Raw genomic sequence first — 23847 nt, 5'->3', positions numbered from 1 at the left:
GACAATCGGACGAGGAGGCACCGCGATGACCACCTTCGACGAACCGGCGACCCTGTCCCCCGGCGAGGCCCGCGCCCTGTTCCGCGCGGGCACCGCCCGCCCGACCACCGGCTGGGCGAACGGCTTCACCCAGACCAACCTGATCGCCGTCCCCGAGGACTGGGCCTACGACGTCCTGCTGTTCTGCCAGCGGAACCCGCAGCCCTGCCCGGTGCTCGACGTCAGCGATCCCGGCGACCCGTCGACACGGCTGGCGCCCGGCGCGGACCTGCGCACCGACCTGCCGCGTTACCGGGTCTGGCAGAACGGCGCGCTCTCCGGCGAGATCCCGGACGCGAGCGGCCTGTGGCGCAGCGACATGGTCGCGTTCTCGATCGGCTGCAGCTTCACCTTCGAAGCGGCACTGGCCGCGGAGGGCATCCCGCTGCGGCACGTCGACCAGGGCCGCAACGTGGCGATGTACGTGACGAACCGGGAGTGCGTCCCGGCCGGGCGGCTGCACGGGCCGATGGTGGTCTCGATGCGGCAGATCCCCGAGGACCGCGTCGACGACGCCGTGCGCGTCACCCGCGGGATGCCCGCCGTGCACGGTGCGCCCGTGCACATCGGCGACCCGTCCGCGCTCGGCATCGCCGATCTCGCCCACCCCGATTTCGGGGACCCGGTCGACGCGGAACCCGGTGACGTGCCGGTGTTCTGGGCGTGCGGTGTGACCCCGCAGGCGGCGCTGATGGCCTCGCGGCCGCCGTTCGCGATCACGCACGCGCCGGGCTACATGTTCGTGACCGACAAACTCGACAGTGAGTTCAGGGTGGCCTGATGGATCTCAACAGTGACCTGGGCGAGGGTTTCGGCGCCTGGAAAATGGGCGACGACGACGCCATGCTCGACATCGTCACCAGCGCGAACGTCGCGTGCGGATTCCACGCCGGTGATCCGTCGGTGATGCGGCGCGTCTGCGAACGCGCGGGGATGCGCGGCGTTGTCATCGGCGCGCACGTCGCCTACCGCGATCTGGCCGGGTTCGGGCGGCGGGCGATGGACGTCGCCCCGGACGACCTGACTGACGACGTGCTCTACCAGATCGGCGCCCTCGACGCGTTCGCCAGGGCCGCGGGGACCCGGGTGCGGTACGTCAAACCGCACGGGGCCTTGTACAACACCGCTTCCGTGGATCCGGAGCAGGCGGCCGCGGTGGTCGAGGCGATCCGGCGGTTCCACCCCACGCTCGCGCTGTTGTGCCCGCCGGGGTCGGAAATGGCCGTGCAAGCGGAAAAAGCCGGGTTCCCCTCGTACGCCGAGGCGTTCGCGGACCGCGCGTACACGTCCGAAGGCCTTCTGGTCTCCCGGAAACTGCCGGGCGCCGTGCTCCACGACGCCGACGAGGTGGCCGACCGGGCGGTCGCGATGGCGACCACCGGCAAGGTCGTCGCCGCCGACGGGACCGAGCTGACGCTCCAGCCGCATTCGCTCTGCGTGCACGGCGACACTCCCGGCGCCGTCGACCTGGCGCGCCGGATCCGCGCCGGGCTCGACGCGTCTGGTGTCCACATTGGATCGTTCCTCGAGGCCGCGTGATGCGAGTTCTGCCTTATGGGGCGCGTGCGGCCATGGTCGACTTCGACGATCCGTCGGAGGTGCTCGGGCTGCACGCGTCACTGGAGCAGGACCCGCCGGACGGCGTCGTCGAACTGGTCCCGGCCGCACGGTCCCTGCTCATCCGGTTCGACCCGGGCCGGACCCATCACGACCGGCTCGCGGGCGACGTCCTCGATCGGTCCACAGTGGACGTCGCACCTCGCGAAGCCGCCGAGATCGTCGTGCCGGTGCGCTACGACGGCCCGGACCTCGCCGACGTCGCGGCGGCCGCGGGCCTGTCGCCGGAAGCCGTCGTCCGGCGGCACGAGGACGGGACCTACGTCTCGGCCTTCTGCGGTTTCGCACCGGGTTTCGCCTACCTGACCGGACTCGACCCCGCCCTGCACCTGCCGCGCCGGACGAGCCCGCGCACCCGGGTGCCCGCCGGATCGGTCGCGATCGCGGGCGAGTACACGGCGGTGTACCCGAACGCCTCACCCGGCGGCTGGCAGCTGATCGGACGGACCACCCTGCCGGTGTGGGATGTCGAACGGGAGCCGCCGAACCTGCTCGCGCCCGGTACGCGGATCCGGTTCTCTTCATGACCGCGAAGATCGAAGTGGTCCGTCCCGGGGTTTTCGCCACCGTGCAGGATCTCGGGCGCCCGGGCCTGGCCGCGATCGGCGTCGGCCGGTCCGGTGCCGCCGACCGCGGTTCGCTGCGGCTGGCGAACCGGCTGGTCGGCAACCCCGAAGGTCACGCGGCGCTGGAAAGTGTCCTGGGCGGCCTCGTCCTGAGGTTCTCGGCGCCGGCGACCGTCGCCGTCACCGGCGCGCCCTGCTCGATCACCGCCGGAGGGCGTGCTGTCGGACCCGGCTCACCGATCCTTGTGCGTGCCGGTGAAGACCTCGTGCTCGGCACGGCCTCCCAGGGTTTGCGGTGCTATGTCGCCGTGCGCGGCGGCATCGACGTCCCGCCGGTGCTGGGCGCCCGGGCGACCGACACCCTCGGCAAACTCGGCCCACCGGTACTTTCGGCCGGGATGACGCTGCCAGTGGGACAGCGGGTGCTGGCCCACCCTGGCGTGGATCTCGCCCCTCAGTCTCCATTACCGGACGAGCCGGTTCTGCGGGTCACTCCGGGACCCAGGGCCCCGTGGTTCGTTCCCGGCGCACTGTCCACTTTGGTCTCTTCTGGTTACGTCGCCACCTCCGACGTCGACCGGGTGGGCGTGCGGCTGTCGGGTGCGGTGCTCTCGCGGGCGCGCGACGACGAGTTGCCGCCCGAGGCGGCGGTGCCCGGCGCGTTGCAGATTCCTCCTTCGGGGCAACCGATCCTGTTCCTCGCCGACCATCCGGTGACCGGGGGCTATCCGGTGATCGCGGTGGTGGACGAGGCCGACTTGGACCTGGCCGCTCAGGTGCGGCCGGGGCAGCGCGTGCGATTCCGGTGTCCGTGAACCGCCACTCACGAGAGTCCCGAAACCCGCAAAGTGAGATTCAGCCGCCCCACCAGCCCCAACCCCGGATCGGCGGTCCCCGGCAGCACCTTCGGCACCCCGTGGAAAGCCAGCCGCGACTCCCCGCCGGACACGAACAGATCCCCCGACCGCAGGTCCACATCCGTATAGGGCCGCCCGCGATCCGACGTGTTCCCGAACCGGAAGACGCAAGCGTCCCCCAGACTCAGCGAAACGACCGGCTCCAGCGAGGTCTCGTCCTTGTCCTGGTGCATCCCCATCTTCGCGGCGGCGTCGTAGAAGTTCACCAGTGCGATGTCCGGGTCGTAATCCGAGGCCCCGTAGGCATCGGTCACCGCCCGCCGGCCGAGATCACCCAGCCACGAGGGAAACGGGAGCACCGGGGAACCGTCGTCGGTCACCTTCGAGTACCGGTACGGGTACCAGTGCCAGCCGAGACAGACGGTCCGCACGGACATCACGCCGCCGTTCGGCAGCCGTGTCTGCCGGTAGCCACGCCAGCCGCGGCAGGCTTCGACCAGTTTGCGTTGTTCGTCCAGATCGAGCCAGTCCGGGACGTGCACCGCACCGGGTGCGACTTCGGCCCGGGGTCGGGGGATCAGCGCGTCCACACCTCGAGTTTGCCAGGGCGCGCGCCGATGATCCGGTGGCCCCGCACCATGACGCAGGCCGCGGTGAACCAGCGCAGCACGCGGTGGGCGAAACGCGGCTGAGACGGAGCGGCCTTGACTGTCACGGCGGAGAAGGTGCCACAACGAACCGCGAGAAGCCACCTTTCGGACTACTCCGATCGGCCGGTTGACCGCAGTGCGAACACCCGATTACAGCGCGAGTTCGACGACCGTCACCCCGGCTTGGGCGGGCACCGGGTCGTTCATCGCCGCCAGGACCGCGGGGACGTCGTCGAGGCCGACCCGCTTGCCGATCATCGCTTCGAGGTCGATTCCCGCGGTCTCCACCACCCGCAGCATCTCGGGGTACTCGTGCGCTTGCAGTCCGTGGATGCCGACGATCTCCAGTTCCCCGCCGATCACGCGGTGCATCGGGATCGGCGCGATGCCCTGCGCGGGCGGCATCAATCCGGCCTGGACGTGGCGTCCCCGCTTCCGGAGGCTGGCGATCGAGGCCGCACAGGTGGTCGGCGAGCCGAGGCAGTCGAGGGAGACGTGCGCGCCGCCGCCGGTCAGCTCGCGGACCTGGAGAGCGACGGCTTCGTGGCCCTCGTAGCCGGAGGGGTCGACGACCGAGACAGCCCCCATCCGTGTGGCCAGCGCCCTGGCCTGCGGGGAAGGATCGACGGCGACGACCGACGCACCGGCCGCGACGGCCAGCAGGATCGCCGAGATCCCGACGCCTCCGCAGCCGTAGACCGCGACCCACTGGCCGGGCCGGACGCCGCCCTGCCGCAGCACCGCCCGGAACGCCGTCCCGAAGCGGCAGCCCAGTGCCGCGGCCTCGGCCGAGGACAGCGAGTCCGGCAGCGCCACGAGGTTGACCTCGGCGTTTTCGAGGGCGACGTACTCCGCGAACGAGCCCCAGTGGGTCGCGCCCGGCTGGAACTCGCGGTCGCAGATCTGCTGGTCACCGGCCGCGCACTGGGCGCAGGTGCCGCAGGCGCAGACGAACGGCACCGTCACCCGGTCCCCCTCCGACCAGCCGCGGACGCCCTCGCCGAGCGACGCGATCCGGCCGGCGAGCTCGTGCCCGGCGACGTGCGGCAGGTTCACCGAAGCGTCGTGACCTTGCCAGGAGTGCCAGTCGCTGCGGCACACCCCGGTCGCCTCGACGGCGATCACCACCCCGCCCGGCGGCACGACCGGATCCGGCACCTCGCGTACCTCGGGCAGCACCCCGAACTCCTCGAAGACGACCGCCCGCACCCGTACTCCCTACGTTCCCGTCTCCCGGCCTCGTTGCATCACCAGGCCCTCGCCGGGCACCGTACACCGGGCCGCCCGCCCGCGCGGTGGTCCCAGAAGCCGTGACAGGGACTCCGACGGCACCCCGAGGATCTCCTCGAGATTCTTGAGCACCAGCAGGGATTCCGGCCGTTCCGGACGACAGCGCCCGGACTGCCAATGGCTCAGGGTCGCGAGGCTGATCGAGCACCCCCGCCCTCGCAGCCGGTACCGGATCCGGTCGAGACCGAGACCCCTCGCCCTGATCGCCGCCCTGAGGGCGTCCGCGAACGGCCCGGTCTCCAGCAGCCGCCTGAGTTCCCGTCCTTCCGCAACCCCCCGGTCGATGGTGTGTGTCCGCTGACCGGTCATTGTCATCGCCTTCGCACGCTCGCTAGCCACCCGGAATAGCGCAGCCTAGGCGCGCGAACACATGATCGGAAGGGCCTTAGATCACCTATCCGACCGGCATGTGGGTGACGTGCCGAAGAGCCGAATTATGCAGGGACGTAGGGAAAATTCCCACCGCGCGCCCCGGCCGAAACGCGTCCACAGTGGACACGGGGTCAGCGGAGCGCGACCGACAGCGCCTGGGCGATCTCCTTGCCGATCGCGTGCGTCGCCGCGTCCGGCGGCGAGCCGACCTTGACCACCATCGGGCCGCCGAACGGCTGGCGCTCGACGACCTCGATCCGCTCGCCGAGGCCGATGGAGTGCTCGGTGAGGTAGCGCAGGAGTTCCGGGTCGGTGTCCCAGACACGCACGATCTCGCCGACCGCGCCGGGCGGGAGGTCGTCGAGGATGCGCATCGGCATCTCCTCGACACTGCCGTCGGGGGCCGGGATGGGGTCGCCGTGCGGGTCGCGCATGGGGTTGCCGAGCTTCGCCGCGATCCGTTCGACGAGCCTGTCCGACACCGCGTGCTCCAGCGCGTCGGCCTCGGCGTGCACCTCGTCCCAGGTGTAGCCGAGTTCGGACACCAGATAGGTCTCGATCAGCCGGTGGCGGCGGAGCACCGAACGGGCCAGCAGCCTGCCCTCGGTGGTCAGCTCGATCCCGCGGTACGGGACGTGCGCGACCAGCCCGAGCTGGGACAACTTGGTGACCATGCCGGACGCCGACGACGGGCTGACCTCCAGCCGCCCGGCCAGTGACGTGTTGGTGACGGCCTCGCCGCGCTCCACCAGCCCGTAGATCACCCGGACGTAGTCCTCAACGGACGACGACCTGCGATTTGCCCCTTCACCCATGCATGCGAGTTTACGGCTTGCCGCTTGGTCGCGGCTCACCCAGCGTGCGGCCGCCAGCGATAGCGGACCCAGCCGGGGACGGTTTCGGCGCCGAGCTGGGCGTAGAACGCCTCGCCCTTCTCGTTGCCCTCCTGCATGTCCCACTCGACCCGGCCCGGCGTCCGGGCGGCCAGCTCGTCGAGCAGCTCCCGCCCGAGGCCGAACCGCCGGTGCTCGGGACGCACGAAGAGGTCGTCGAGCCAGATCCCCGGCCTGGCCTCCCACGTGGAGAAGTTCCAGCTGCAGAAGGCGAAGCCCGCGACCTCGTCCGGCTCACCCGGCGGGGTGGCGAGGAGCACCCACGCCTTCGGCTCGGGGCCGAAGAGGAACCCGGCCATCTCCCGGCGGTCGAGCTTCAGATCGTGTTTGTCCTCGTAGACCGCGTGCTCCTCGATGAGCGCGCAGATCTCCTCGATGTCGTCCGCGACGGCGTCCCGTACCGGCATCAGTGTCAGCTCCGTTCGTAGACGAGGTCGCCGCCGACGGCGGTGGCGACGACCTGGATCGAATCCAAAGTGGACTCGTCGGTCGGGTCGGCCGAGAGGACGGCGAAGTCCGCGAGCTTGCCGGGCAGCAGCGTGCCCAGGTCCTTCTCGGCGAAAGCGGCGTACGCGGAGCCGTAGGTGTAGGCGTGCAGCGCCTCGGCCGGGGTCAGCCGCTCTTCGGGACCGAGAAGGACGCCGGAGGCGGTCTTCCGCCGCACCATGTCGGCCAGCGCGAGCAGCGGCGCGCCTTCGACGACCGGGCGGTCCGAGCTGGCGGGGAGCACGCATCCCGCGTCGAGCAGGCTCTTGAGCCGGTAGCACCAGGCCTCGCGCTCGGGGCCGAGCGCGGCTCGCATCCCGTCGCCGATCTCGTTGACGAACCGGCCCTGCGGCGAGGCGATCAGCCCCAGCGACGCCAGCCTCGTCAGCTCCTCGGGCCGCAGTACCGCGCAGTGCTCGATGCGGTGCCGGTGATCGGGACGTGGATCCGCCTTGAGCGCGGCTTCGTAGGCGTCGAGGACGACGGTGATCGCGCGGTCGCCGATGGCGTGCGTCGCGATCTGCCAGCCCGCCCGGTGCGCGGCGGCGATCGTCCGCGCGATCTCGTCTTCGGGCACCTGGAAGTAGCCGACGTTGTCCGGTTCCCCGGCGAACGGCTCGTGCATCGCGCAGGTCCGCCCGATCAGCGAACCGTCGGCGAACAGCTTCATCGCGCCGAGCCGCAGCCACTCGTCGCCGAAGCCGGTACGCATCCCCAGGTCGAGCCCGTACAGCGCTGATGGCTCCTCGGCGGGAAAGCGTGCCTCGGAGCCGGCACCCGCGTCGAGGTCGTGCAGCACACTGGCCGCGACCATCACCGTGCTCCGCACCCGCAGCACCCCGCGGTCGCGCGCCAGCTGATAGGCGGCGAGTTCGGCTGGGGTCTCCCCCACGAGGCCCCCGCCGATGCCGGCCTCCTGGACACTCGTGATCCCCTCGGAGAGGTATCGCGCGCTCGCCCGGTCCAGGCCGCGTACGACCCTTTCGATCGGCGTCGGATAGGTCAGCGGCCGCAGCATCAGCTGGGCCTGTTCCCGTAGCAGCCCGGTCGGCGAACCGTCCCCGTCGCGGACGACGTCGCCGCCCACCGGCACGTTCCCCAGGTCCAGCTGCTCCAGCACCGCCGAATTGACCACGGTCATATGCCCGGACGTGTGCTTGAGCCGCACGAGATGCCCGGGGGCGGCCCGATCGAGCCCCTGCCTGGTCGGATGACCGCCCGCGAGCTTGTTCTGGTCGTAGCCGCTGCCGATGATCCAGCCACCCGGCGGTGTCTCGGCCGCACGCCGCGCGACGGCGTCGTACACCTCGTCCACGCTGCGGCAATCCGAGAGCGCGACGTCGTCGAGCGCCATGCCGAACCACGCCATGTGGTTGTGCGCGTCGTGGAAGCCGGGCACCACCACCGACCCGCCGAGGTCGACCCGGCGCTTTGCGGAAAGCGCAGAAGCATCCTCGCCGATAGCGACAATTCGCCCGTTCAGCACCGCCAAAGCATCGGATTCCGCAACACCGATGAGGAACCGGGCGTTCTCGTAGACCGTGTCGACCCGCATGAATCCGACCCTATCGATCGATCGATCGGTCGTCTAGGCTCCGTGTCATGAGCACCGTGGACTACGCACTCGACGACGGCATCTGCGTGATCTGGCTGAACCGCCCCGAACGGCTCAACGCGGTCGTCGCCGAACTGGTCGACGACCTGCTGGAAGCACTCGACGCGGCCGCGAACTCAGACGCGCGGGCGGTCGTGCTCGCCGGCCGGGGTCGCGCGTTCTGCGCCGGTCATGACCTCAAGGAGCCCACCCCGTCCGGGGATACAGTTGATTCCAGGGCGCGACTCGACCGGCTACAGGACGTGACACGCCGCCTTCGCGGGCTCCGCCAGCCCGTCATCGCCGCGGTCCACGGGTACGCGATCGGCGCGGGGGCCGAGTTCGCGATGGGCTGCGACCTGATCCTCGCCGCCGAAGACGCGGTGTTCGCTTTCCCCGAGGTCTCGCTCGGGCTGAGCGTCACGGGTGCGGCGTCGCGGCTGCTGCCGCTGCTGGTCGGCCCGCTCAAGGCCAAGGAGCTCCTGCTGCTCGGCGTACGCGTGAGCGGCGCCAAGGCGCACGAACTCGGCCTGGTCAACGCCGTCCTGCCCGCCGACGACCTGATGGACACCGCGCTCGACTGGGCGGCCCGGATCGCCGCCCATCCGGCCGCCGCGGCCACGATGGCCAAACGCGCCCTCGATTCCGGCATCGACAGCTCGCTCGACGCCGCGCTCGAACTCGAAGTCAGCCACGCGCTGATCACCGAGCACTCCGCCGCCGTCCTCGCGTCGGCCGAAGCGTTCCGGAGCCGGACATGACCTCGCTCGCCGGGATCGACACCCTCCTCGGGCTGACCAGCCGGGCCGCCGCGCTCTGGCCGGGCAAAACGGCGTGGATCTTCGACTCCACCGGCGAGCGCTTCACCTTCGCCGACGTCGACGCGCGCAGCACGGAGTTCGCCCACGCGCTGCTGGACCTCGGCGTGGAGCCGGGTGACAGGGTCGCGGTGATGCTGCGGAACCAGCCCGAGTTCCCGTTGTTGTGGCTGGCCTTGGCCAAGATCGGCGGCGTGCTCGTGCCGGTCAACACCGGCTACCGCGAATTCGACGGCGCCCACGTGCTCCGGCATTCGGGGGCCAAATTCGCCGTCGCCGCCGAAGAATTCCTGGAATTGCTGCACAAGATCGCACCGGAAACCTCGCTGAAGCGAGTGCTGACACCCGGGGAACTCACCGGTTCCGGCAGCGACCGGACCTTCAGCAGCGAGGGCGAACGCCCGGTCAACATCCAGTACACCTCCGGCACCACGGGCGCCCCCAAGGGCTGCGTCCTGCCGAACCGGTACTGGACGACCCTGGCGATCAGCCTGGCCACGGAGTTCCCCATGGTCGGCGCGGAAGACGTCATCCTGACCGCGCAACCGTTCCACTACATCGATCCACAGTGGAACGTCGCGCTGGGGCTCGCGGGCGGCGCGACCCTGGTGGTGCTCGACCGCTTCCACCCGTCCACGTTCTGGGAGAAGGTCCGCGAACACGGCGTCACCTGGTTCTATTGCCTCGGCCTGATGCCCACGCTGCTGCTGCGCCAGCCGGAAAGCGAGCTGGACAAGGCGCACCAGGTCCGCGCGATCTGCGCGTCGGCCATCCCGCGAGACCTGCACGCGGCGCTCGAAGCGCGCTGGGACACGCCTTGGTACGAGGCCTTCGGCATGACCGAAACCGGCGGCGACATCCGGATGTACCCGGCGGATCACGAAGAGACGATCGGCACCGGCTGCCTCGGCAGGCCCGCGCCGACGCGCGAGGTGATGATCGCGGACACCGACGGCAAACCCCTGCCGCGCGGGGAAACCGGGGAGCTGCTGATCCGCGGGGTCGGCCTGATGCACGGCTACCACGACGACCTCGAAGCGACCAGGCGCGCGTTCGACGGCGGCTGGTTCCACACCGGCGATCTGGCCACAATGGACGAAGAAGGCCGCGTGTACTACGTGGGCCGCACCAAGGACATGATCCGCCGCAGCGGCGAGAACATCTCCGCCGACGAGGTCGAACGGGCACTGCAGCTGCATCCGGCGGTCAAGCTCGCCGCTGTCATCGCGGTGCCGGACGAGCTCCGCGGCGAGGAGGTCAAGGCGTACCTCGTCCTCGACGAAAACGAGGGCCACCAGTGCGAACCGGCCGAACTGGCGGAGTTCTGCTCGGCGAAACTGGCCTACTTCAAGGTTCCCCGGTTCTGGGCCTTCGCGGAGGAACTGCCGATGACGCCGTCGGAGCGGGTCGCCAAGGGCGAGCTGAAGAAGGCGGAAGACCTCCGCGCCGGTTCGTGGGACAGGACCACGGAGACATGGCTCTGAACATGGACCCTCGGCGGGAAAAAGAACCTCGGGTCGTCAACACCCGCGAGAGGGTCCGCCAGGCTGCGGTGAAACTGTTCGCCACCAAGGGTTTCCACGGTACCGGCATCCGGGACCTCGCCCAGGAGGCGGAGCTGTCGTCGGCCAGCCTGTACCACTACATGGGCACCAAGGAAGACCTGCTGGTGGCCATCATGAACGAGTCGCTGCGGCGGCTGCTCGACGCGGCCGAGCAGGCGACCGCCGGGCTGGCCGATCCCGTGTCGCGGCTCGGATCCCTGGTGGCGCTGCACGTCCTCGCGCACGCCATCCAGCCGGACGACACCCGCGTGGTGGACAACGAGGTGCACGCGCTCACCCCCGGCGCCAGGGCCGAAGTGGTGGAGCTGCGCGACGCCTACGAAAGGCTGTGGGCGGACGCCATCGAAGACGGTGTCGCGGCGGGTGTCTTCCACACGGATCAGCCTTCGGTCACCCGGCTCGCACTGGTGGAGATGTGCAGCGGGGTCGCTCGCTGGTATTCGCCGCGCGGGCCGCTCACCCTGGACCAGCTGGCCTCGCATTACGCGGAACTGGCCCTGCGGGCGCTCGCCTGTGAACGTCATCTGGATGTCACGGCACTGCAAAACTGCCGTGAAGTGGTCTCGGGAGTGTGGCGAGTGCCCGTTTAGCGGCGACTTTAGGACGGTACGCCTTGCTCAGACGGCTTCTCTGGGGGACGCTCGAAGGGTGACTGAGCAAACGATCCAACTCGAACTGGACGACTCGGGTCTCTCGCCGGCGTTGCCGGTGCCTTCGAACCCCCGTGATCAGGTGCAGGACGTCCCCTACCGCCCGGTGGGATTCCGCGACGACGACCTGCCCACGGCCCTCGAACGGTGCGCGACATGGCTACGCCAGGCTCAGGAGTGGCTCGGGGAACCGGTCGATGTGCTGGCCGTCCATCTCGACTATGACGACCGCAAGGGTTCGCCGTATTACGACGTGAAGCTTCTCTGCAACGAGGAGGACCTGGCCGGGGTCCCGATCGCGATGCGGGGTCAGAAGGACGACGACTAGGACCGCTGACGTAATGAACGGGACTTTCCTTGCAAATTTTGCAAGGAAAGTCCCGTTCATTACATGTGCCGCACGCCTCAGCCGAGGGTGCCCCCGACCTTGACGTGCCCCTTCAGCAGGTTCCGCGCGATGGTCCGGCGCTGGATCTCGTCGGTGCCCTCGTAGATCCGCAGCAGCCGCAGTTCGCGGTACCACCGCTCGACCGGCAGTTCCCGCGTGTAGCCCATTCCGCCGTGGATCTGCAGGACGCGGTCGACGATCTCGTTCGCCTTCACCCCGCCGTACAGCTTCGCCATCGACTGCGCGTGCCGCGAGTCCAGCTTCTGGTCGACCTGCCAGGCGGCGTGCAGCACCAGCCAGCGCAGCGCCTCCAGCTCGGTGCCGGAGTCCGCGATCATCCACTGGATGGCCTGGCGCTCGGCGATCTTCTGCCCGAACGTCTCCCGGGTGTTGGCGTGCTCGATGGCCATCGAGATCAGCCGTTCGCAGGAGCCGATCGCGCGGGCGGGCAGCAGGTAGCGCCCGGCGCCGATCCACTGCATGGCCAGGTCGAAGCCGTGGCCGAGTTCGCCGAGGATCTGGGTTTCCGGCACGCGGACGTCCTCGAAGACGAGCGCCGCCGGGCCCCATTCGCCCATGGTGTCGATGTATTCGGACTTCCAGCCTGCGTCGCGGTCGACGAGGAAGCAGGTGACGCCGCCGTTCGCGCCCTTCTCGGGATCGGTGATCGCGAACACCATCACGAAGTCGGCCTCGTTGCCGCCGGTGATGAAGGTCTTCTCGCCGTTGATGACCCAGTCGGTGCCGTCCTTGCGGGCGGACGTCCGGATGGCCTTGGCGTCCGAGCCCGCGCCGGGTTCGGTGATCGCGAAGCACGACTTGCGTTCGCCCGAGATCGTCGGGAGCAGGTAGCGCTCCTTCTGCTCGTCGTTGGCGTAGTAAAGGATGTTGTCCGCGGCGCCGCCGAAGCGGAACGGCACGAACGTGCGGCCGAGCTCGGCCTCCAGCAACGCGGTCATCACCGCGGACAGGCCCATGCCGCCGTACTCCTCGGGCGTCTGCACACCCCAGAAGCCGGACTCCTTGGCCTTCAGCTGCAGTTCGCGCAGCTCATCGGAGGTCAGGCCGGGCTGACCGGCGCGTTCACGGCGCAGCACCTCCTGCTCACGTGGCATCAGGTCGCGCTGGACGAACGTGCGGACCCAGTCGCGCACCTCGCGTTCCTCGACGCTCAGAGAGAAATCCATGGTCAGCCTGCTCCTGTTCGGCATTGACTAAGCGCTCGCTTAGCTCAGCGTACCGCTTCGGTTGTCGTTCGCCGAGAAGTTGTCATAAGTTTTCGCAACCTGTTCTCGTCTCGTCGAAGGGCACCCATGAGCACGGAAGCACCCGCGGCGAAGCGGGACCGGACCCATTACCTCTATCTGGCGGTGATCGCCGCGGTGGTCCTCGGCATCGCGGTCGGCATCCTCTTCCCGGCGCTGGGCAAGGAACTGAAGCCGCTCGGGACCGGGTTCGTGAACCTGATCAAGATGATGATCTCGCCGATCATCTTCTGCACGATCGTGCTCGGCGTCGGCTCCGTGGCGAAGGCGGCGAAGGTCGGCCGCGTCGGCGGGCTCGCGATCGGCTACTTCCTCGTGATGTCGACGGTCGCGCTGGTCATCGGCCTGGTCGTGGGCAACATCCTCCAGCCGGGCACCGGTCTGCACCTGACCCCCGAGATCGCCGAAAAGGGCCAGGACCAGATCGCCAAGAGCGAGGGGACCGTCGAGTTCCTGCTCGGGATCATCCCGAAGACGCTGGTCTCGGCGTTCACCGAGGGCGAGGTGCTGCAGACGCTGCTGGTCGCGCTGCTCGCCGGGTTCGCGCTGCAGAAGCTCGGCACGAAGGGCGAGCCGATCCGCCGCGGCATCGAGCACATCCAGCGGCTCGTGTTCCGGATCCTCGCGATGATCATGTGGGCGGCCCCGGTCGGCGCGTTCGGCGCGATCGCCGCCGTCGTCGGCGAGACCGGCTGGAAGGCGCTGCAGAGCCTCGCGGTGATCATGCTCGGCTTCTACATCACCTGCGCGCTGTTCGTGTTCGTGGTGCTCGGGCTGATCATCGGCCTGCTGGCCAAGGTCAACATCTTCAAGCTGCTGAAGTACCTCGGCCGCGAGTTCCTGCTGATCCTGTCGACGTCGTCGTCCGAATCGGCGCTGCCGCGGCTGATCGCGAAGATGGAGCACGCCGGGGTCTCCAAATCCGTGGTCGGCATCACCGTGCCGACCGGGTACTCGTTCAACCTCGACGGCACCGCGATCTACCTGACGATGGCGTCCATCTTCATCGCGGACGCGCTCGACAAACCGCTGACCATCGGCGAGCAGATCTCGTTGCTGGTGTTCATGATCATCGCGTCGAAGGGCGCCGCCGGGGTGACCGGCGCGGGGCTCGCGACGCTGGCGGGCGGGCTGTCGTCGCACCGTCCGGAACTGGTGGACGGCGTCGGGTTCATCGTCGGCATCGACCGGTTCATGTCCGAGGCCCGCGCGCTGACGAACTTCGCGGGCAACGCCGTCGCGACCGTGCTGATCGGCACCTGGACCAAGGAGATCGACCGCGAGCAGCTGGACCGGACCCTGGACGGCCGGTCGCCCTTCGACGAAGCGACGTTGCTCGACGAACATTCGAGTAATGCCAGTGCGGATCGGGTAAAAAGGGAGACGTGATCGAATGTGCGGTCCGCTGGTCCCCGCCCCTGCCCGCTGAACCCCGGTTCCTGGCCCTGCTCGACGAACTCGAGCAAGGCCGGTACGACAGCTACCGTCAGGACATCGACAAACGCCGGTTCCTGACCGGCCGGGTGCTGGCGAAAACCGTCACCGCCGAACGCCTCGGCCTCGCCGTGGAGGACGTGAAGTTCGACGCGACCTGCGATGACTGCGGCAAACCGCACGGCCGCCCCCGGGTGCCCGGGGCGCCGCTGATGCTGTCGATCTCGCATTCCGGCGACCTCATCGGCGTCGCGGCCACCGAGGGGACGCCGGTCGGCCTCGACGTCGAGACGGCCACCCGGCGGGCCGAAGACTCGCTCATGGAGTACGCGCTGACCCCGACCGAGCAGGCCGCGATCTCCGGTCTGCCCGACGAGCAGCGCGCGACGGCGTTCTTCACGTACTGGACGCGCAAGGAAGCCGTCATGAAGGCCACCGGGAAGGGCCTCAAGATCCCGCTGCAGAGCATCACGTTCTCCGGGTACGACGAGCAGGCGCGGCTGACTCGCTCGAGCCACCCGGCCCTCGACCCGGAACGGACGCGGCTCGCGGACCTGAAGGCGACCGAGGGCTACCGGGCCGCCGTCGCGCTGCTGACGTCCGACGAGATCTCGGTGACCGAAGACTTCGTGACCCTCTGACCCCGCGTTTCGTCCTCTAGTTGCGGTCCTTGCACGCGCAAGGACCGCAACTAGAGGACGAAACGCGAGGGGGGTCAGATCTCCAGGCCCATGGCGGCCAGCAGGGTGCGGAACTTCGCCGAGGTCTCGTCCAGTTCGGTCTGAGGGTCGGAAGCGGGGACGATGCCGCCACCGGCGTACAGCCGCATGGAGGTGTCGGCGATCTCCGCGCACCGGATCCCGACGGCCCACTCGCCGTCCCCGGCCGCGTCGACCCAGCCGACGGCACCCGCGTAGTACGCGCGGTCGAACGGCTCGAGTTCCCCGACCAGCGTGCGCGCGGCGCCGGTCGGCGTGCCGCAGACCGCGGGCGTCGGATGCAGCGCGGCGGCGAGGTCCAGCGCGGTGACGTCCTGGTCGATCAGCTCACCGGTGACGGTCGTCGAGAGGTGCCAGATCGCCGGCGTCGAGACCAGCTCGGGGCCGCGGACGTCGAGGGACCGGCAGAAGGGCCGCAGGATCTCGACGACGGACTCCACCACCACGGCGTGTTCGAGGTGGTCCTTTTCGGACGCCTGCAGCGCCTCACCATTGGCCTTGTCGATCGCCGGGTCCGCCGACCGGGGCATCGACCCGGCATGCGGCCGGGACAGCACGGCGCCGCCGGTGCGGGACAGCAGGAGTTCGGGGGTGGCGCCGACGAGTGTGCGCCCGCCGGGCAGCTGCGCGGCGTAGGTGGTGTGCCGGGGGTTGCCGTTCGCCAGGTTCCGGACGACGTCGGCGACCGGAACGGCTTCGGAGAAGTCGAGATCGAGCGCGCGGGCCAGGACGACCTTGCGCAGGTCCCGGTCGCTCAGCGCCGAGACGGCCGCGCGGACGGCGGCCAGATGCGCCTCCGGTTCGGGCACGGAGGTGACCTTGACCGGCTGCGGGAGCGCGGTGCGCGGCGGTACAGCCCCGCGATCGGACGACGCGCGGTGCACGGCGCGGGGCAAGACCAGGTGACCAGGCGTCGACGTGCCCTCGCTGGTGTCGAAGGGCAGCACGCCGACCGCGATCGGAGCGCCGGTGCCGGCGAACAACCCCGGAAGTGCCCGGGACAGCCGCACCGGATCGGTGTCGGTCGCGGTGGCCGCGGCCCCGCTCGCGAGGAGCGCGTGCCGAGCCGTGGCCAGGAGAAAGTCGCCCCGCTCGTAGCGGGCGGCCAGGTCTGCCGGGGTCGCCGGTGCGGTACTGGTCGTCACCCCACCAGCGTCCCAGGCTCCGGCTGAGACCAGGGGAAAGTGTTGCCCGGGCAACAGCCTCTCAGGCAGCACCTTCCCCTGGACAGCCCGTGACCTGGGCGGAAGCGTTACTTCAGCGCCTCGAGGAGGGCCTCGCGCTGCCGCTCACCCAGACCGGCTGCACGCCGGTCAGGGTCGATCCCGGCCTGCTCCAGCAGAGCGGCGACCTTGACCGCGCCCAGGCCGGGCACGGCCTTCAGCAGCTGCGTGACCTTCGTCTTGCCGATGGTCTTGTTCTCCTTGGCCTGCTTGAGCACCTTGTCGATGCTCTCCTTGCCGGACTTGATCGACGCAAGCAGCTCGGAGCGCGCCTTGCGAGCCTCAGCCGCCTTGGCGAGGGCATCGGCGCGCTGCTCCGGAGTCAACGTGGGCAGAGCCAACGTAGTAGTCCTTTCATCTCAGGTCTCCGCTTTCGCGGCCGACGGCCTTTAACCATGCTTGCGAGAGCAAGCGCTGGCCAGCCGTCTCTGTACCACGGCTCCAGTAAACGCCACCCGTTCCTCGGCCGTGAAACCGACACGCACTTATTACCCCTCGACCACGACCTGGGCAACCCGCCCCAGCCTGCGGAAACACGCCATTCGGGCGGCGATTCGATGGCGTTCATCACCCTTATGAGCGATGCCACCACTTCGCACTGTTAGCCATTTTTCGTTTCATGGTAGGAAAAATACGAATTATTGATGATCTTGACCCGAACCGGCGAACACCCGTTAGCGCGACACTGTGACCGAACGGTTGCCTGCGAGGTTACTGACCAGTTCACCCGACCCGGATTAGAGTCGGCCCCACCCCAGTTCACCGGAGAACGAGCACCACGGGAGTACACGATGTTGAGCACGATGCAGGACGGACAGCTGTCACTGGGCAGGCTGCTCCGCCACGGCACCACGGTGCACTCCGAGAGCGAAGTCATCACCTGGACCGGTTCAGAGGCCCGTCGTGAGACCTACGGTGAGCTCGGCAAACACGCCGCGCGCCTGGCGAACGCCCTCCGGAGCCTGGGCATCACCGGCGACCAGCGCGTCGGCACCTTCATGTGGAACAACGCCGAGCACATGGCCGCCTACCTGGCGATTCCCGCCATGGGCGCGGTGCTGCACACGCTGAACATCCGGCTCTTCCCCGAGCAGCTGGTCTTCGTCGCCAACCACGCCGAGGACCAGGTCGTCATCGTCGACGGCACGCTGGTCCCGCTGCTGGCCAAGCAGCTGCCCGAGCTGAAGACCGTGCGGCACGTCATCGTGGCCAACGGCGACGCCTCCACCCTCCCGGCGCCCGACGGCGTCCAGGTGCACTCGTACAGCGAGCTGCTGGCGGACCAGCCGGACACCTTCGACTGGCCCGACGTGGACGAGCGCTCGGCCGCCGCGATGTGTTACACCTCGGGCACCACGGGTGACCCCAAGGGCGTCGCGTACTCCCACCGGTCGATCTGGCTGCACTCGATGCAGGTCACCATGACCGACAGCATGCGGCTGGCCCAGCACGACAAGGCGCTCGCGATCGTCCCGATGTTCCACGCGATGGCCTGGGGCATGCCGTACGCCGCGCTGATGGTCGGCGCCTCGCTGCTGATGCCGGACCGCTTCCTCCAGCCCGCGCCCATCGCCCAGATGCTCGACGCCGAGAAGCCGACCTTCGCCGGCGCCGTCCCGACGATCTGGCAGGGCCTGCTCTCGCACCTCGACGCGAACCCGCAGGACATCTCGCATCTGCGCGAGGTCGTCGTCGGCGGCTCGGCCGCGCCGCCGTCGCTGATGCACGCGTTCGAAGACCGCTACAACGTGCCGATCCTGCACGCCTGGGGCATGACCGAGACGTCGCCGCTGGGCAGCGTCGCGCGTCCGCCCGCCGCCGCGACCGGCGAGAAGGCCTGGGAGTACCGCTACACCCAGGGCCGGTTCCCCGCCTCCGTCAGCGCCCGGCTGATCGGCGACAACGGCGAGGAACTGCCGTGGGACAACGAAAGCGTCGGCGAGCTCGAAGTGCAGGGCCCGTGGATCGCGGCGTCGTACTACAGCGGCACGACCGGTGACGAGCCCGACCCGGAGAAGTTCCACGACGGCTGGCTGCGCACCGGCGACGTCGGCAAGATCAGCCCGGACGGCTACCTCACGCTGACCGACCGCGCGAAGGACGTCATCAAGTCCGGCGGCGAGTGGATCTCCTCGGTGGACCTGGAGAACCAGGTGATGGCCCACCCCGCGGTGGCCGAGGCGGCCGTGGTCGGCATCCCCGACGAGAAGTGGGACGAGCGCCCGCTGGTCGCCGTCGTGGTCAAGGAGGGCCAGACCGTGACGGCCGAGGAACTGCGCGAGTTCCTGTCCGACAAGGTCGCGAAGTGGCAGCTTCCGGAGAATTGGACCTTTGTGGACGAAGTCCCCAAGACGAGTGTCGGCAAGTTCGACAAGAAGCGGCTGCGGGCGTTCCACTCCGAGGGAAAGCTCGACATCAGCCAGCTCTAACGGGTTAATCTCCCGCGCGCCTGCCCTTCCGTGAAGGCCATCTTGAGGGACGCTAGTTCCCACAAGATGGCCTTCACGGCGTTCGACGAAGGGTTTTGTTGGTGCGTAAGACAAGCAGGCGCGCGTTCCTGGCACTGGCGGGGACGACAGTGCTGTCCGCCTGCGGGTCGAACACCGTCCAATCAGGAAGCCCCCCTCCTTCGACGGCCTATTCCGCCGGGGTCACCCGGCCGAAGCCGAAGCCGGTCGACCTCGCGCAGTGGTACCACCCGTACCCCGAAGCCGGTGTCCAGGAAGCCGTCACGCGCTACGCGGCCGCGTACCAGAAGTCCAAGGTCGCGGTGCAGTGGAATCCCGATGACTACGAAACGAAGCTGAACGCCGCACTGCAGGCGGGGCCGGTTCCGGACGTTTTCGAAGGCCGGGTCACCGTCGACCGCGTCCGGCAGAACCTCCTAGTCCCGCTCGACGACGTCATCGGGCCCGTGCGCAACGACTTCAACCAGTCCGTGCTCGCGGCGCAGACCGTCGACGGCAAGCTCTACGGCATCCCGCAGTCACTCGACACCCAGGTTCTCTTCTATCGCAAGAGTTTTCTTCAAGAAGCCGGGGTCCAGCCGCCGCAGACGCTCGATGAGCTCGTCGACGCGGCGAGGAAACTCTCCAAGGACGGCGTCAAAGGGCTGTTCGCCGGCAACGACGCGGGCGCGGCGGCACTCGCCGGACCCCTGCTGTGGGCCGCCGGACTCGACTACCTCAAGGACGGCAAGACCGTCGGCTTCGACGATCCCCGCGCCGCGACCGCGTTCGCGAAACTCCATGACCTCAACGGTTCGCTGCTGCTGGGCGCTTCGACGGACTGGGCAGATCCGATCCCGTTCATCGACGGGCTCGCCGCCATGCAGTGGACCTGGCTGTGGAACCTGCCGAAGATCCAGGACACCATGAAGGACGACTTCGGTGTCCTGGCCTTCCCCCGGCTCGACGCGGCGGGCGCCCCGTCCGTCCCGGTCAGCGGGCTGAGCGCGATGGTGCATTCCAAGAGCCTGAATCCCAACGCCGCCAAGGACTTCGTCAAATGGCTGTGGCTGGAGCGCACCGACTTCCAGCAGGAGTTCGCCACCAGGTTCGGCTTCCACCTGCCCGCACGGCTGAGCGTGCTCGACAAGGCCACCCCGGGGACCGACGCCGCGAAGCTGATCCGGGAGAACGGCCGCGCCGCCGGTCCACTGTGGACGCCGACGGCGAACACCGCGCTCGTCGACGCGCTGGGCAAGATCGCCCGTGACGGCGCCGATCCGGTCGCCGAGACGAAGGCCGCGGTCGAAGCGGTCAAAGCCGAACTGGGTCGCCTGTCCGCGTGAGGCGGCGCGAGCGGACATAAGCGACTATCAGCAGGATCGACAGGATCACCGCGCCGCCGTCGGTGACCAGGGACGGCAGCACGCCCGGCCAGCCGTGTTCGTCGATCGCGGCCCGGTGCACCTCGAACGGCACGACGTACACGCCCAACGCCTGGCCGACGTTGACCGCGAGCACCGGCCAGAGCAGCCAACGCCACCGGAACCAGACGAGCACGCCGAGCAGGTTGCCCACGATGAAGACGTTCCCCACCAGCCGCAACGCGCCGAGGTAGGCGGGCGCGTCGCCGGTTTCCACCCCTTTGAGCCGCATGCTCGCCTCGATCAGGTCCAGATCGATGATCACGTAGTTCTGCAGCGCCGTCCCGGCCGCGAAAACGATCGAGCACAGCACCGTGACCAGGCGGATCTTCGGTGTCCAGAGCATCACTTCCCCCGTTCTCTATCAGTGATAGGGACAAATCTATCACTGATAGAGTTCGCGGGTGGCACGCAAAGGCTCGCTGGACCTCGCCAAGATCACCGACGCGGCCGTCGACCTGCTCGACGAAACGGGTCTCGCGGAGCTGAGCACCCGGCGCCTGGCGGCGAAGCTCGGTGTCAGCTCACCGACGCTCTACTGGCACGTGAAGGACAAGGCCGAACTGCTGGACCTGGTCGCCGAAGCGATCTGCGCCGACGCCTTCGAGATCGACCAGGACCTGCCGTGGCGCGAACAGCTCGCGAGCGGACTCCGTCAGTTCAGGGCTTTGCTGATGCGCCACCGGGACGCGGCCGCGCTGCTGCGGGAACGGCCGCCGACCGGGCCGCACCGGCTGGGCCATGTCGAGACGACCGCGCGGATCCTGCTGGAGGCGGGTTTCTCCGAGGAGGACACGGCGGGGATTTCGCGGCTGCTCACGGCACACGTGCTGGCCTCGGTGGAAACCCTCTCCGCGCGGAAGCCGGACGAAGGGTTCCTCGAACGGCTCGCGGATTATCCCCACGTGAGCAGGCTCGGCCCGGCTTTCGCCCGCCAGAGCGGGGAGGACGTCTTCGATTTGGGCGTCGAGGTCATTCTCGACGGGCTCGAAGCCCGGCTCTAGTCGCCGGAGGTTCAAGGCGTGAGGGGCCGGGTCGAACGACCGCAGCCAGAGGCCGACAGGTAACCAGGACACCCGTGACCCTGACCCGAATCCCCACTCACGACCAACCCGACCCGCTCGGCACCGGCACCCTGGTCGCCATCCCGGGTGTCGCGAAAGCCCGGCTCTAGTCGCCGGAGACGCCCCAGATCGCGAGCTCGACGGCGACGTCGTCTTCGTAGAGCAGCGCGCAGTTCGCGCTCCAGCGCGGGCGGCGTTCGTACGGCAGCTGCCCCGCCTTGTCGAGTTCGTCGAAGCCGGCGACAGACGGCTCCTCGGTCCCGAAGGCGGTGAGGAGTTCGGCGTCGGTCAAGGGCCGGATCGTGCCGAAGTCGTCCTCGCCCGTGGCGCTGATGAACTCGTGCACGTCGAGCACCGAATGGGTCCCGGACTCCTGGACACTCTCGATCTCGTACAGCTCCTCGACCGAATCCGGGCGGCCGAGTTCGTCCTCTTCCCAGAGGTAGTCGCCCTCCGCGAAGACGCGCGTCTTCATCGCGTCCAGCGCCGCTTCCGGATCTCCCTCGAACCGGCCGCGGACAGACCATGCCGAAGCACCCACCGGGGCCACCTCCTCACCACCCGAGCGACCAGCTTAACCACCATGGCGACGAAAGCATTCGGCCGAACGTGACAAATCTTCGCATTACCCTTTTCTGGCGTTCACCCCACGGCTAACGTCGTCCGGCATCGTCCTTCCGCGACACCCACCCGCGACGAGTAGGGGCACCGCCATGTCCGACATCTCCAGGCGAACCTTCACCGCGGCGGGCGCCGCCGGCGTCGGCCTGCTGCTGTGCACCCCGACCGCCAACGCGCTTGACCGGGCGCTCGCACGCACGACGTCCCGCGCGGTGCGCACCGCGGGTACCACGCTGGAATCCGCCGCGGCTCCGCTGAAGAGCGGTCCGGGCTACACGCGGCTGACGGCGGGTCCCGGCTGGCCGCTCGTCGTCCGGGGCGATCTCGCCGCGCCGAAGTCCGGCCGCGACGACCGGCGCCGCGCGGTGGCGTCGTTCGCGCAGTTCACCGATCTGCACTTCACCGACGCCGAGAGCCCGGCGCGGTTCGAATACCTGCACCCGTTCATCGGCTCGGCGCACCGGCCGCAGGAGACGCTCGGCCCGGTCGCGACGACGGCGCTGGTGGAGCGGGTGAACAGCCTGAAGACGGGCCCGTTCACCGGGCGGGCGATCGATTTCATGGTCACCACCGGCGACAACACCGACAACCACGAGCTGGTCGAGCTCGAGTGGTTCCTCAAGGTGCTCAACGGCGGCACGGTGAACCCGACGTCCGGTGACCCGAACGCGCACGAAGGCGTCCAGACGTCCGGGTCCTCGCACTACTGGAACCCCGGCAAGGCGCTGGACGACGCCTACACGAAGAAGGGCTTCCCGCAGCTGCCCGGTCTGCTCGGCGCGGCTTCGAACACCTTCACCTCACCCGGTCTCGACATCCCGTGGTTCTGCACCTTCGGCAACCACGACGACAGCATCGTCGGCACGCTGCCGGATCTGCCGGGGATGGACGCCTGGTACACCGGCCGCTTCAAGGTGATCGGCAAGGACGAGACGACGTCGCGGAAACTCGCCAAGGCGATCGGCTCCGGCTCGGGCGTCCCGATCACGGAGCTGTTCGGCGGTTCGGGCACGATCCGCGAGATCACCCCGGACGCGCGGCGGCGGCCGTTCAGCACCGCGGAGTTCGTGCGGCACCACCTCGACACCGCCAACACCGGCCCCGGCCCGGTCGGCCACGGGTTCAGCGGCAACAACGCCGACGGGCGCAACGTGTACTACACCTTCCGCATCGCGCCGGGCGTCGTCGGCATCAGCCTCGACACCACGACGATGGCCGGGCTCGCGGACGGGTCGATCGGGCTCGGGCAGTTCACCTGGGTGGAGAACACGCTCAAGCGCAACAGCTCGGTGTACTACGACTTCTTCGGCCGCAAGGTCACGCAGAACGTGACGGACGAACTGTTCATCCTGTTCAGCCACCACACCAGCGACACCATGGGCAACGTGCTCCCCGACGCGCGGCATCCGCTGGAGTTGCGGCTCAACGGCGACACGTTCGTCTCGCTGCTGAACCGGTTCCCGAACGTGCTGGCGTGGGTCAACGGCCACACGCACCACAACAAGATCACCCCGCACCCCGGCAAAACGGCGAAGCAGGGCTTCTGGGAGATCAACACCGCTTCGCACATCGACTTCCCGCAGCACGCGCGGATCATCGAGGTCGCCGACAACGCCGACGGCACGCTGTCGCTGTTCACGACGCTGATCGAAGCCGAAGCACCGTACGAGGCGGAGTACTCGGACACCTCGACGCAAGCGCTTGCGTCGCTGTACCGGGAGTTCTCGTACAACGACATCCACGCTTCGCTGGGCGCCGTCGGGACGGCTCAGGACCAGAACACCGAACTCCTGCTGCCGAACCCCCTCGCCTGACCCACTCGGTCTGGATCCCCCGCGTTTCGTCCTCTAGTTGCGGTACTTGCG

26 protein-coding genes are annotated in these 23847 nt (G+C 69.0%); 14 read left to right on the top strand and 12 right to left on the bottom strand.

The genetic code is table 11. The annotated features are described in order from the left end of the window. Window positions 1-25: 25 nt before the first annotated feature. Genes ACLJPX_RS12905 through ACLJPX_RS12890 form a run of 4 tightly spaced genes read left to right on the top strand, consistent with a single transcriptional unit; the run spans window position 26 to window position 3037 of the window. Complete coding sequence (locus ACLJPX_RS12905; RefSeq protein ID WP_410600277.1) at window positions 26-820, top strand: putative hydro-lyase; 795 nt, start codon at window positions 26-28, stop codon at window positions 818-820. Further along, complete coding sequence (locus tag ACLJPX_RS12900; RefSeq protein ID WP_410600276.1) at window positions 820-1578, top strand: LamB/YcsF family protein; 759 nt, start codon at window positions 820-822, stop codon at window positions 1576-1578. The genes ACLJPX_RS12905 and ACLJPX_RS12900 overlap by 1 nt, the downstream gene beginning before the upstream one ends. Next, window positions 1578-2183 carry a 5-oxoprolinase subunit PxpB gene (pxpB, locus tag ACLJPX_RS12895; protein ID WP_410600275.1) on the top strand — a complete coding sequence of 202 codons (606 nt, stop codon included), beginning with the start codon at window positions 1578-1580 and terminating at the stop codon, window positions 2181-2183. Before ACLJPX_RS12900 ends, pxpB begins: the two co-directional genes overlap by 1 nt. Next, window positions 2180-3037, top strand: coding sequence for a biotin-dependent carboxyltransferase family protein (locus tag ACLJPX_RS12890; protein ID WP_410600274.1), 858 nt, complete (start codon window positions 2180-2182; stop codon window positions 3035-3037). The genes pxpB and ACLJPX_RS12890 overlap by 4 nt, the downstream gene beginning before the upstream one ends. Before the next feature lie 8 nt (window positions 3038-3045). Here ACLJPX_RS12890 and ACLJPX_RS12885 read toward each other — a convergent pair whose 3' ends face one another. From ACLJPX_RS12885 to ACLJPX_RS12855, 7 genes are all read right to left on the bottom strand, one after another. Continuing rightward, on the bottom strand, window positions 3046-3669 hold the full coding sequence (locus tag ACLJPX_RS12885; protein WP_410600273.1) for an alpha-ketoglutarate-dependent dioxygenase AlkB family protein: 624 nt from the start codon (window positions 3667-3669) through the stop codon (window positions 3046-3048). After that, a complete protein-coding gene (locus tag ACLJPX_RS12880; RefSeq protein WP_410600272.1) occupies window positions 3657-3794 on the bottom strand; it encodes a hypothetical protein in 138 nt (45 codons plus the stop codon). Before ACLJPX_RS12880 ends, ACLJPX_RS12885 begins: the two co-directional genes overlap by 13 nt. A gap of 85 nt (window positions 3795-3879) precedes the next feature. Continuing rightward, the gene (locus ACLJPX_RS12875) at window positions 3880-4938 is read right to left on the bottom strand and encodes a zinc-dependent alcohol dehydrogenase family protein (RefSeq protein ID WP_410600271.1); all 1059 of its coding nucleotides are present in this window, start codon (window positions 4936-4938) and stop codon (window positions 3880-3882) included. A 9-nt stretch (window positions 4939-4947) separates the two neighbouring features. Next, window positions 4948-5334 carry a transcriptional regulator gene (locus ACLJPX_RS12870; RefSeq protein ID WP_410600737.1) on the bottom strand — a complete coding sequence of 129 codons (387 nt, stop codon included), beginning with the start codon at window positions 5332-5334 and terminating at the stop codon, window positions 4948-4950. 188 nt (window positions 5335-5522) lie between these two features. After that, window positions 5523-6206, bottom strand: coding sequence for a metal-dependent transcriptional regulator (locus tag ACLJPX_RS12865; protein WP_410600270.1), 684 nt, complete (start codon window positions 6204-6206; stop codon window positions 5523-5525). A gap of 35 nt (window positions 6207-6241) precedes the next feature. After that, window positions 6242-6691 (bottom strand): GNAT family N-acetyltransferase, encoded by a 450-nt coding sequence (locus ACLJPX_RS12860; RefSeq protein WP_410600269.1) that lies wholly within the window; start codon window positions 6689-6691, stop codon window positions 6242-6244. A 5-nt stretch (window positions 6692-6696) separates the two neighbouring features. Beyond that, window positions 6697-8325, bottom strand: coding sequence for an amidohydrolase (locus ACLJPX_RS12855; protein ID WP_410600268.1), 1629 nt, complete (start codon window positions 8323-8325; stop codon window positions 6697-6699). A 47-nt stretch (window positions 8326-8372) separates the two neighbouring features. Here ACLJPX_RS12855 and ACLJPX_RS12850 point away from each other — a divergent pair, with 47 nt between their 5' ends. From ACLJPX_RS12850 to ACLJPX_RS12835, 4 genes are read left to right on the top strand one after another with little or no spacing between them, the layout of a single operon-like run. Further along, window positions 8373-9125 carry an enoyl-CoA hydratase/isomerase family protein gene (locus tag ACLJPX_RS12850; protein ID WP_410600267.1) on the top strand — a complete coding sequence of 251 codons (753 nt, stop codon included), beginning with the start codon at window positions 8373-8375 and terminating at the stop codon, window positions 9123-9125. Further along, window positions 9122-10666: an ATP-dependent acyl-CoA ligase gene (locus ACLJPX_RS12845; protein WP_410600266.1), complete on the top strand. Its 1545-nt coding sequence runs from the start codon at window positions 9122-9124 to the stop codon at window positions 10664-10666. Before ACLJPX_RS12850 ends, ACLJPX_RS12845 begins: the two co-directional genes overlap by 4 nt. Then, complete coding sequence (locus ACLJPX_RS12840) at window positions 10657-11337, top strand: TetR/AcrR family transcriptional regulator (RefSeq protein ID WP_410600265.1); 681 nt, start codon at window positions 10657-10659, stop codon at window positions 11335-11337. The genes ACLJPX_RS12845 and ACLJPX_RS12840 overlap by 10 nt, the downstream gene beginning before the upstream one ends. Before the next feature lie 58 nt (window positions 11338-11395). After that, window positions 11396-11725: a hypothetical protein gene (locus tag ACLJPX_RS12835; RefSeq protein ID WP_410600264.1), complete on the top strand. Its 330-nt coding sequence runs from the start codon at window positions 11396-11398 to the stop codon at window positions 11723-11725. Window positions 11726-11802: 77 nt separating this feature from the next. On the opposite strand, the gene ACLJPX_RS12830 is transcribed toward ACLJPX_RS12835, so the two are convergent. Then, window positions 11803-12972 (bottom strand): acyl-CoA dehydrogenase family protein, encoded by a 1170-nt coding sequence (locus tag ACLJPX_RS12830; protein ID WP_101610775.1) that lies wholly within the window; start codon window positions 12970-12972, stop codon window positions 11803-11805. Between the two features lie 126 nt (window positions 12973-13098). Here ACLJPX_RS12830 and ACLJPX_RS12825 point away from each other — a divergent pair, with 126 nt between their 5' ends. Next, window positions 13099-14439, top strand: coding sequence for a cation:dicarboxylate symporter family transporter (locus ACLJPX_RS12825; protein WP_410600263.1), 1341 nt, complete (start codon window positions 13099-13101; stop codon window positions 14437-14439). Continuing rightward, complete coding sequence (locus tag ACLJPX_RS12820) at window positions 14436-15125, top strand: 4'-phosphopantetheinyl transferase family protein (protein ID WP_410600262.1); 690 nt, start codon at window positions 14436-14438, stop codon at window positions 15123-15125. Before ACLJPX_RS12825 ends, ACLJPX_RS12820 begins: the two co-directional genes overlap by 4 nt. A 74-nt stretch (window positions 15126-15199) precedes the next feature. On the opposite strand, the gene ACLJPX_RS12815 is transcribed toward ACLJPX_RS12820, so the two are convergent. Both ACLJPX_RS12815 and mihF read right to left on the bottom strand, forming a co-directional pair. Next, window positions 15200-16348 (bottom strand): isochorismate synthase, encoded by a 1149-nt coding sequence (locus ACLJPX_RS12815; protein ID WP_410600261.1) that lies wholly within the window; start codon window positions 16346-16348, stop codon window positions 15200-15202. Between the two features lie 107 nt (window positions 16349-16455). Continuing rightward, window positions 16456-16767 (bottom strand): integration host factor, actinobacterial type, encoded by a 312-nt coding sequence (gene mihF / locus ACLJPX_RS12810; RefSeq protein ID WP_005155963.1) that lies wholly within the window; start codon window positions 16765-16767, stop codon window positions 16456-16458. 450 nt (window positions 16768-17217) lie between these two features. Between mihF and ACLJPX_RS12805 the strand changes: the two genes are divergently transcribed. Both ACLJPX_RS12805 and ACLJPX_RS12800 read left to right on the top strand, forming a co-directional pair. Continuing rightward, entirely contained in the window at window positions 17218-18855 is a 1638-nt protein-coding gene (locus tag ACLJPX_RS12805; RefSeq protein WP_410600260.1) for a long-chain fatty acid--CoA ligase, read from the top strand. 101 nt (window positions 18856-18956) lie between these two features. Further along, a complete protein-coding gene (locus ACLJPX_RS12800; RefSeq protein WP_410600259.1) occupies window positions 18957-20219 on the top strand; it encodes an ABC transporter substrate-binding protein in 1263 nt (420 codons plus the stop codon). On the opposite strand, the gene ACLJPX_RS12795 is transcribed toward ACLJPX_RS12800, so the two are convergent. After that, on the bottom strand, window positions 20188-20643 hold the full coding sequence (locus ACLJPX_RS12795) for a hypothetical protein (RefSeq protein ID WP_410600258.1): 456 nt from the start codon (window positions 20641-20643) through the stop codon (window positions 20188-20190). The two genes, ACLJPX_RS12800 and ACLJPX_RS12795, sit on opposite strands and share 32 nt — an antisense overlap. A 58-nt stretch (window positions 20644-20701) precedes the next feature. Here ACLJPX_RS12795 and ACLJPX_RS12790 point away from each other — a divergent pair, with 58 nt between their 5' ends. After that, complete coding sequence (locus tag ACLJPX_RS12790; RefSeq protein WP_410600257.1) at window positions 20702-21301, top strand: TetR/AcrR family transcriptional regulator C-terminal domain-containing protein; 600 nt, start codon at window positions 20702-20704, stop codon at window positions 21299-21301. 166 nt (window positions 21302-21467) lie between these two features. On the opposite strand, the gene ACLJPX_RS12785 is transcribed toward ACLJPX_RS12790, so the two are convergent. Then, window positions 21468-21902 carry a hypothetical protein gene (locus ACLJPX_RS12785; RefSeq protein ID WP_101610783.1) on the bottom strand — a complete coding sequence of 145 codons (435 nt, stop codon included), beginning with the start codon at window positions 21900-21902 and terminating at the stop codon, window positions 21468-21470. A gap of 172 nt (window positions 21903-22074) precedes the next feature. On the opposite strand from ACLJPX_RS12785, the gene ACLJPX_RS12780 reads away from it, so the two are divergent. After that, entirely contained in the window at window positions 22075-23796 is a 1722-nt protein-coding gene (locus ACLJPX_RS12780) for a TIGR03767 family metallophosphoesterase (RefSeq protein ID WP_410600256.1), read from the top strand. Window positions 23797-23847: the final 51 nt, after the last annotated feature.

Origin of the sequence: Amycolatopsis sp. lyj-90 (genome assembly GCF_046549035.1) — a bacterium.
In the GTDB taxonomy this organism is placed as follows: domain Bacteria; phylum Actinomycetota; class Actinomycetes; order Mycobacteriales; family Pseudonocardiaceae; genus Amycolatopsis.
Note: the sequence above shows the minus strand (reverse complement) of the source record. Positions and strands in the feature narration are given on the sequence as shown.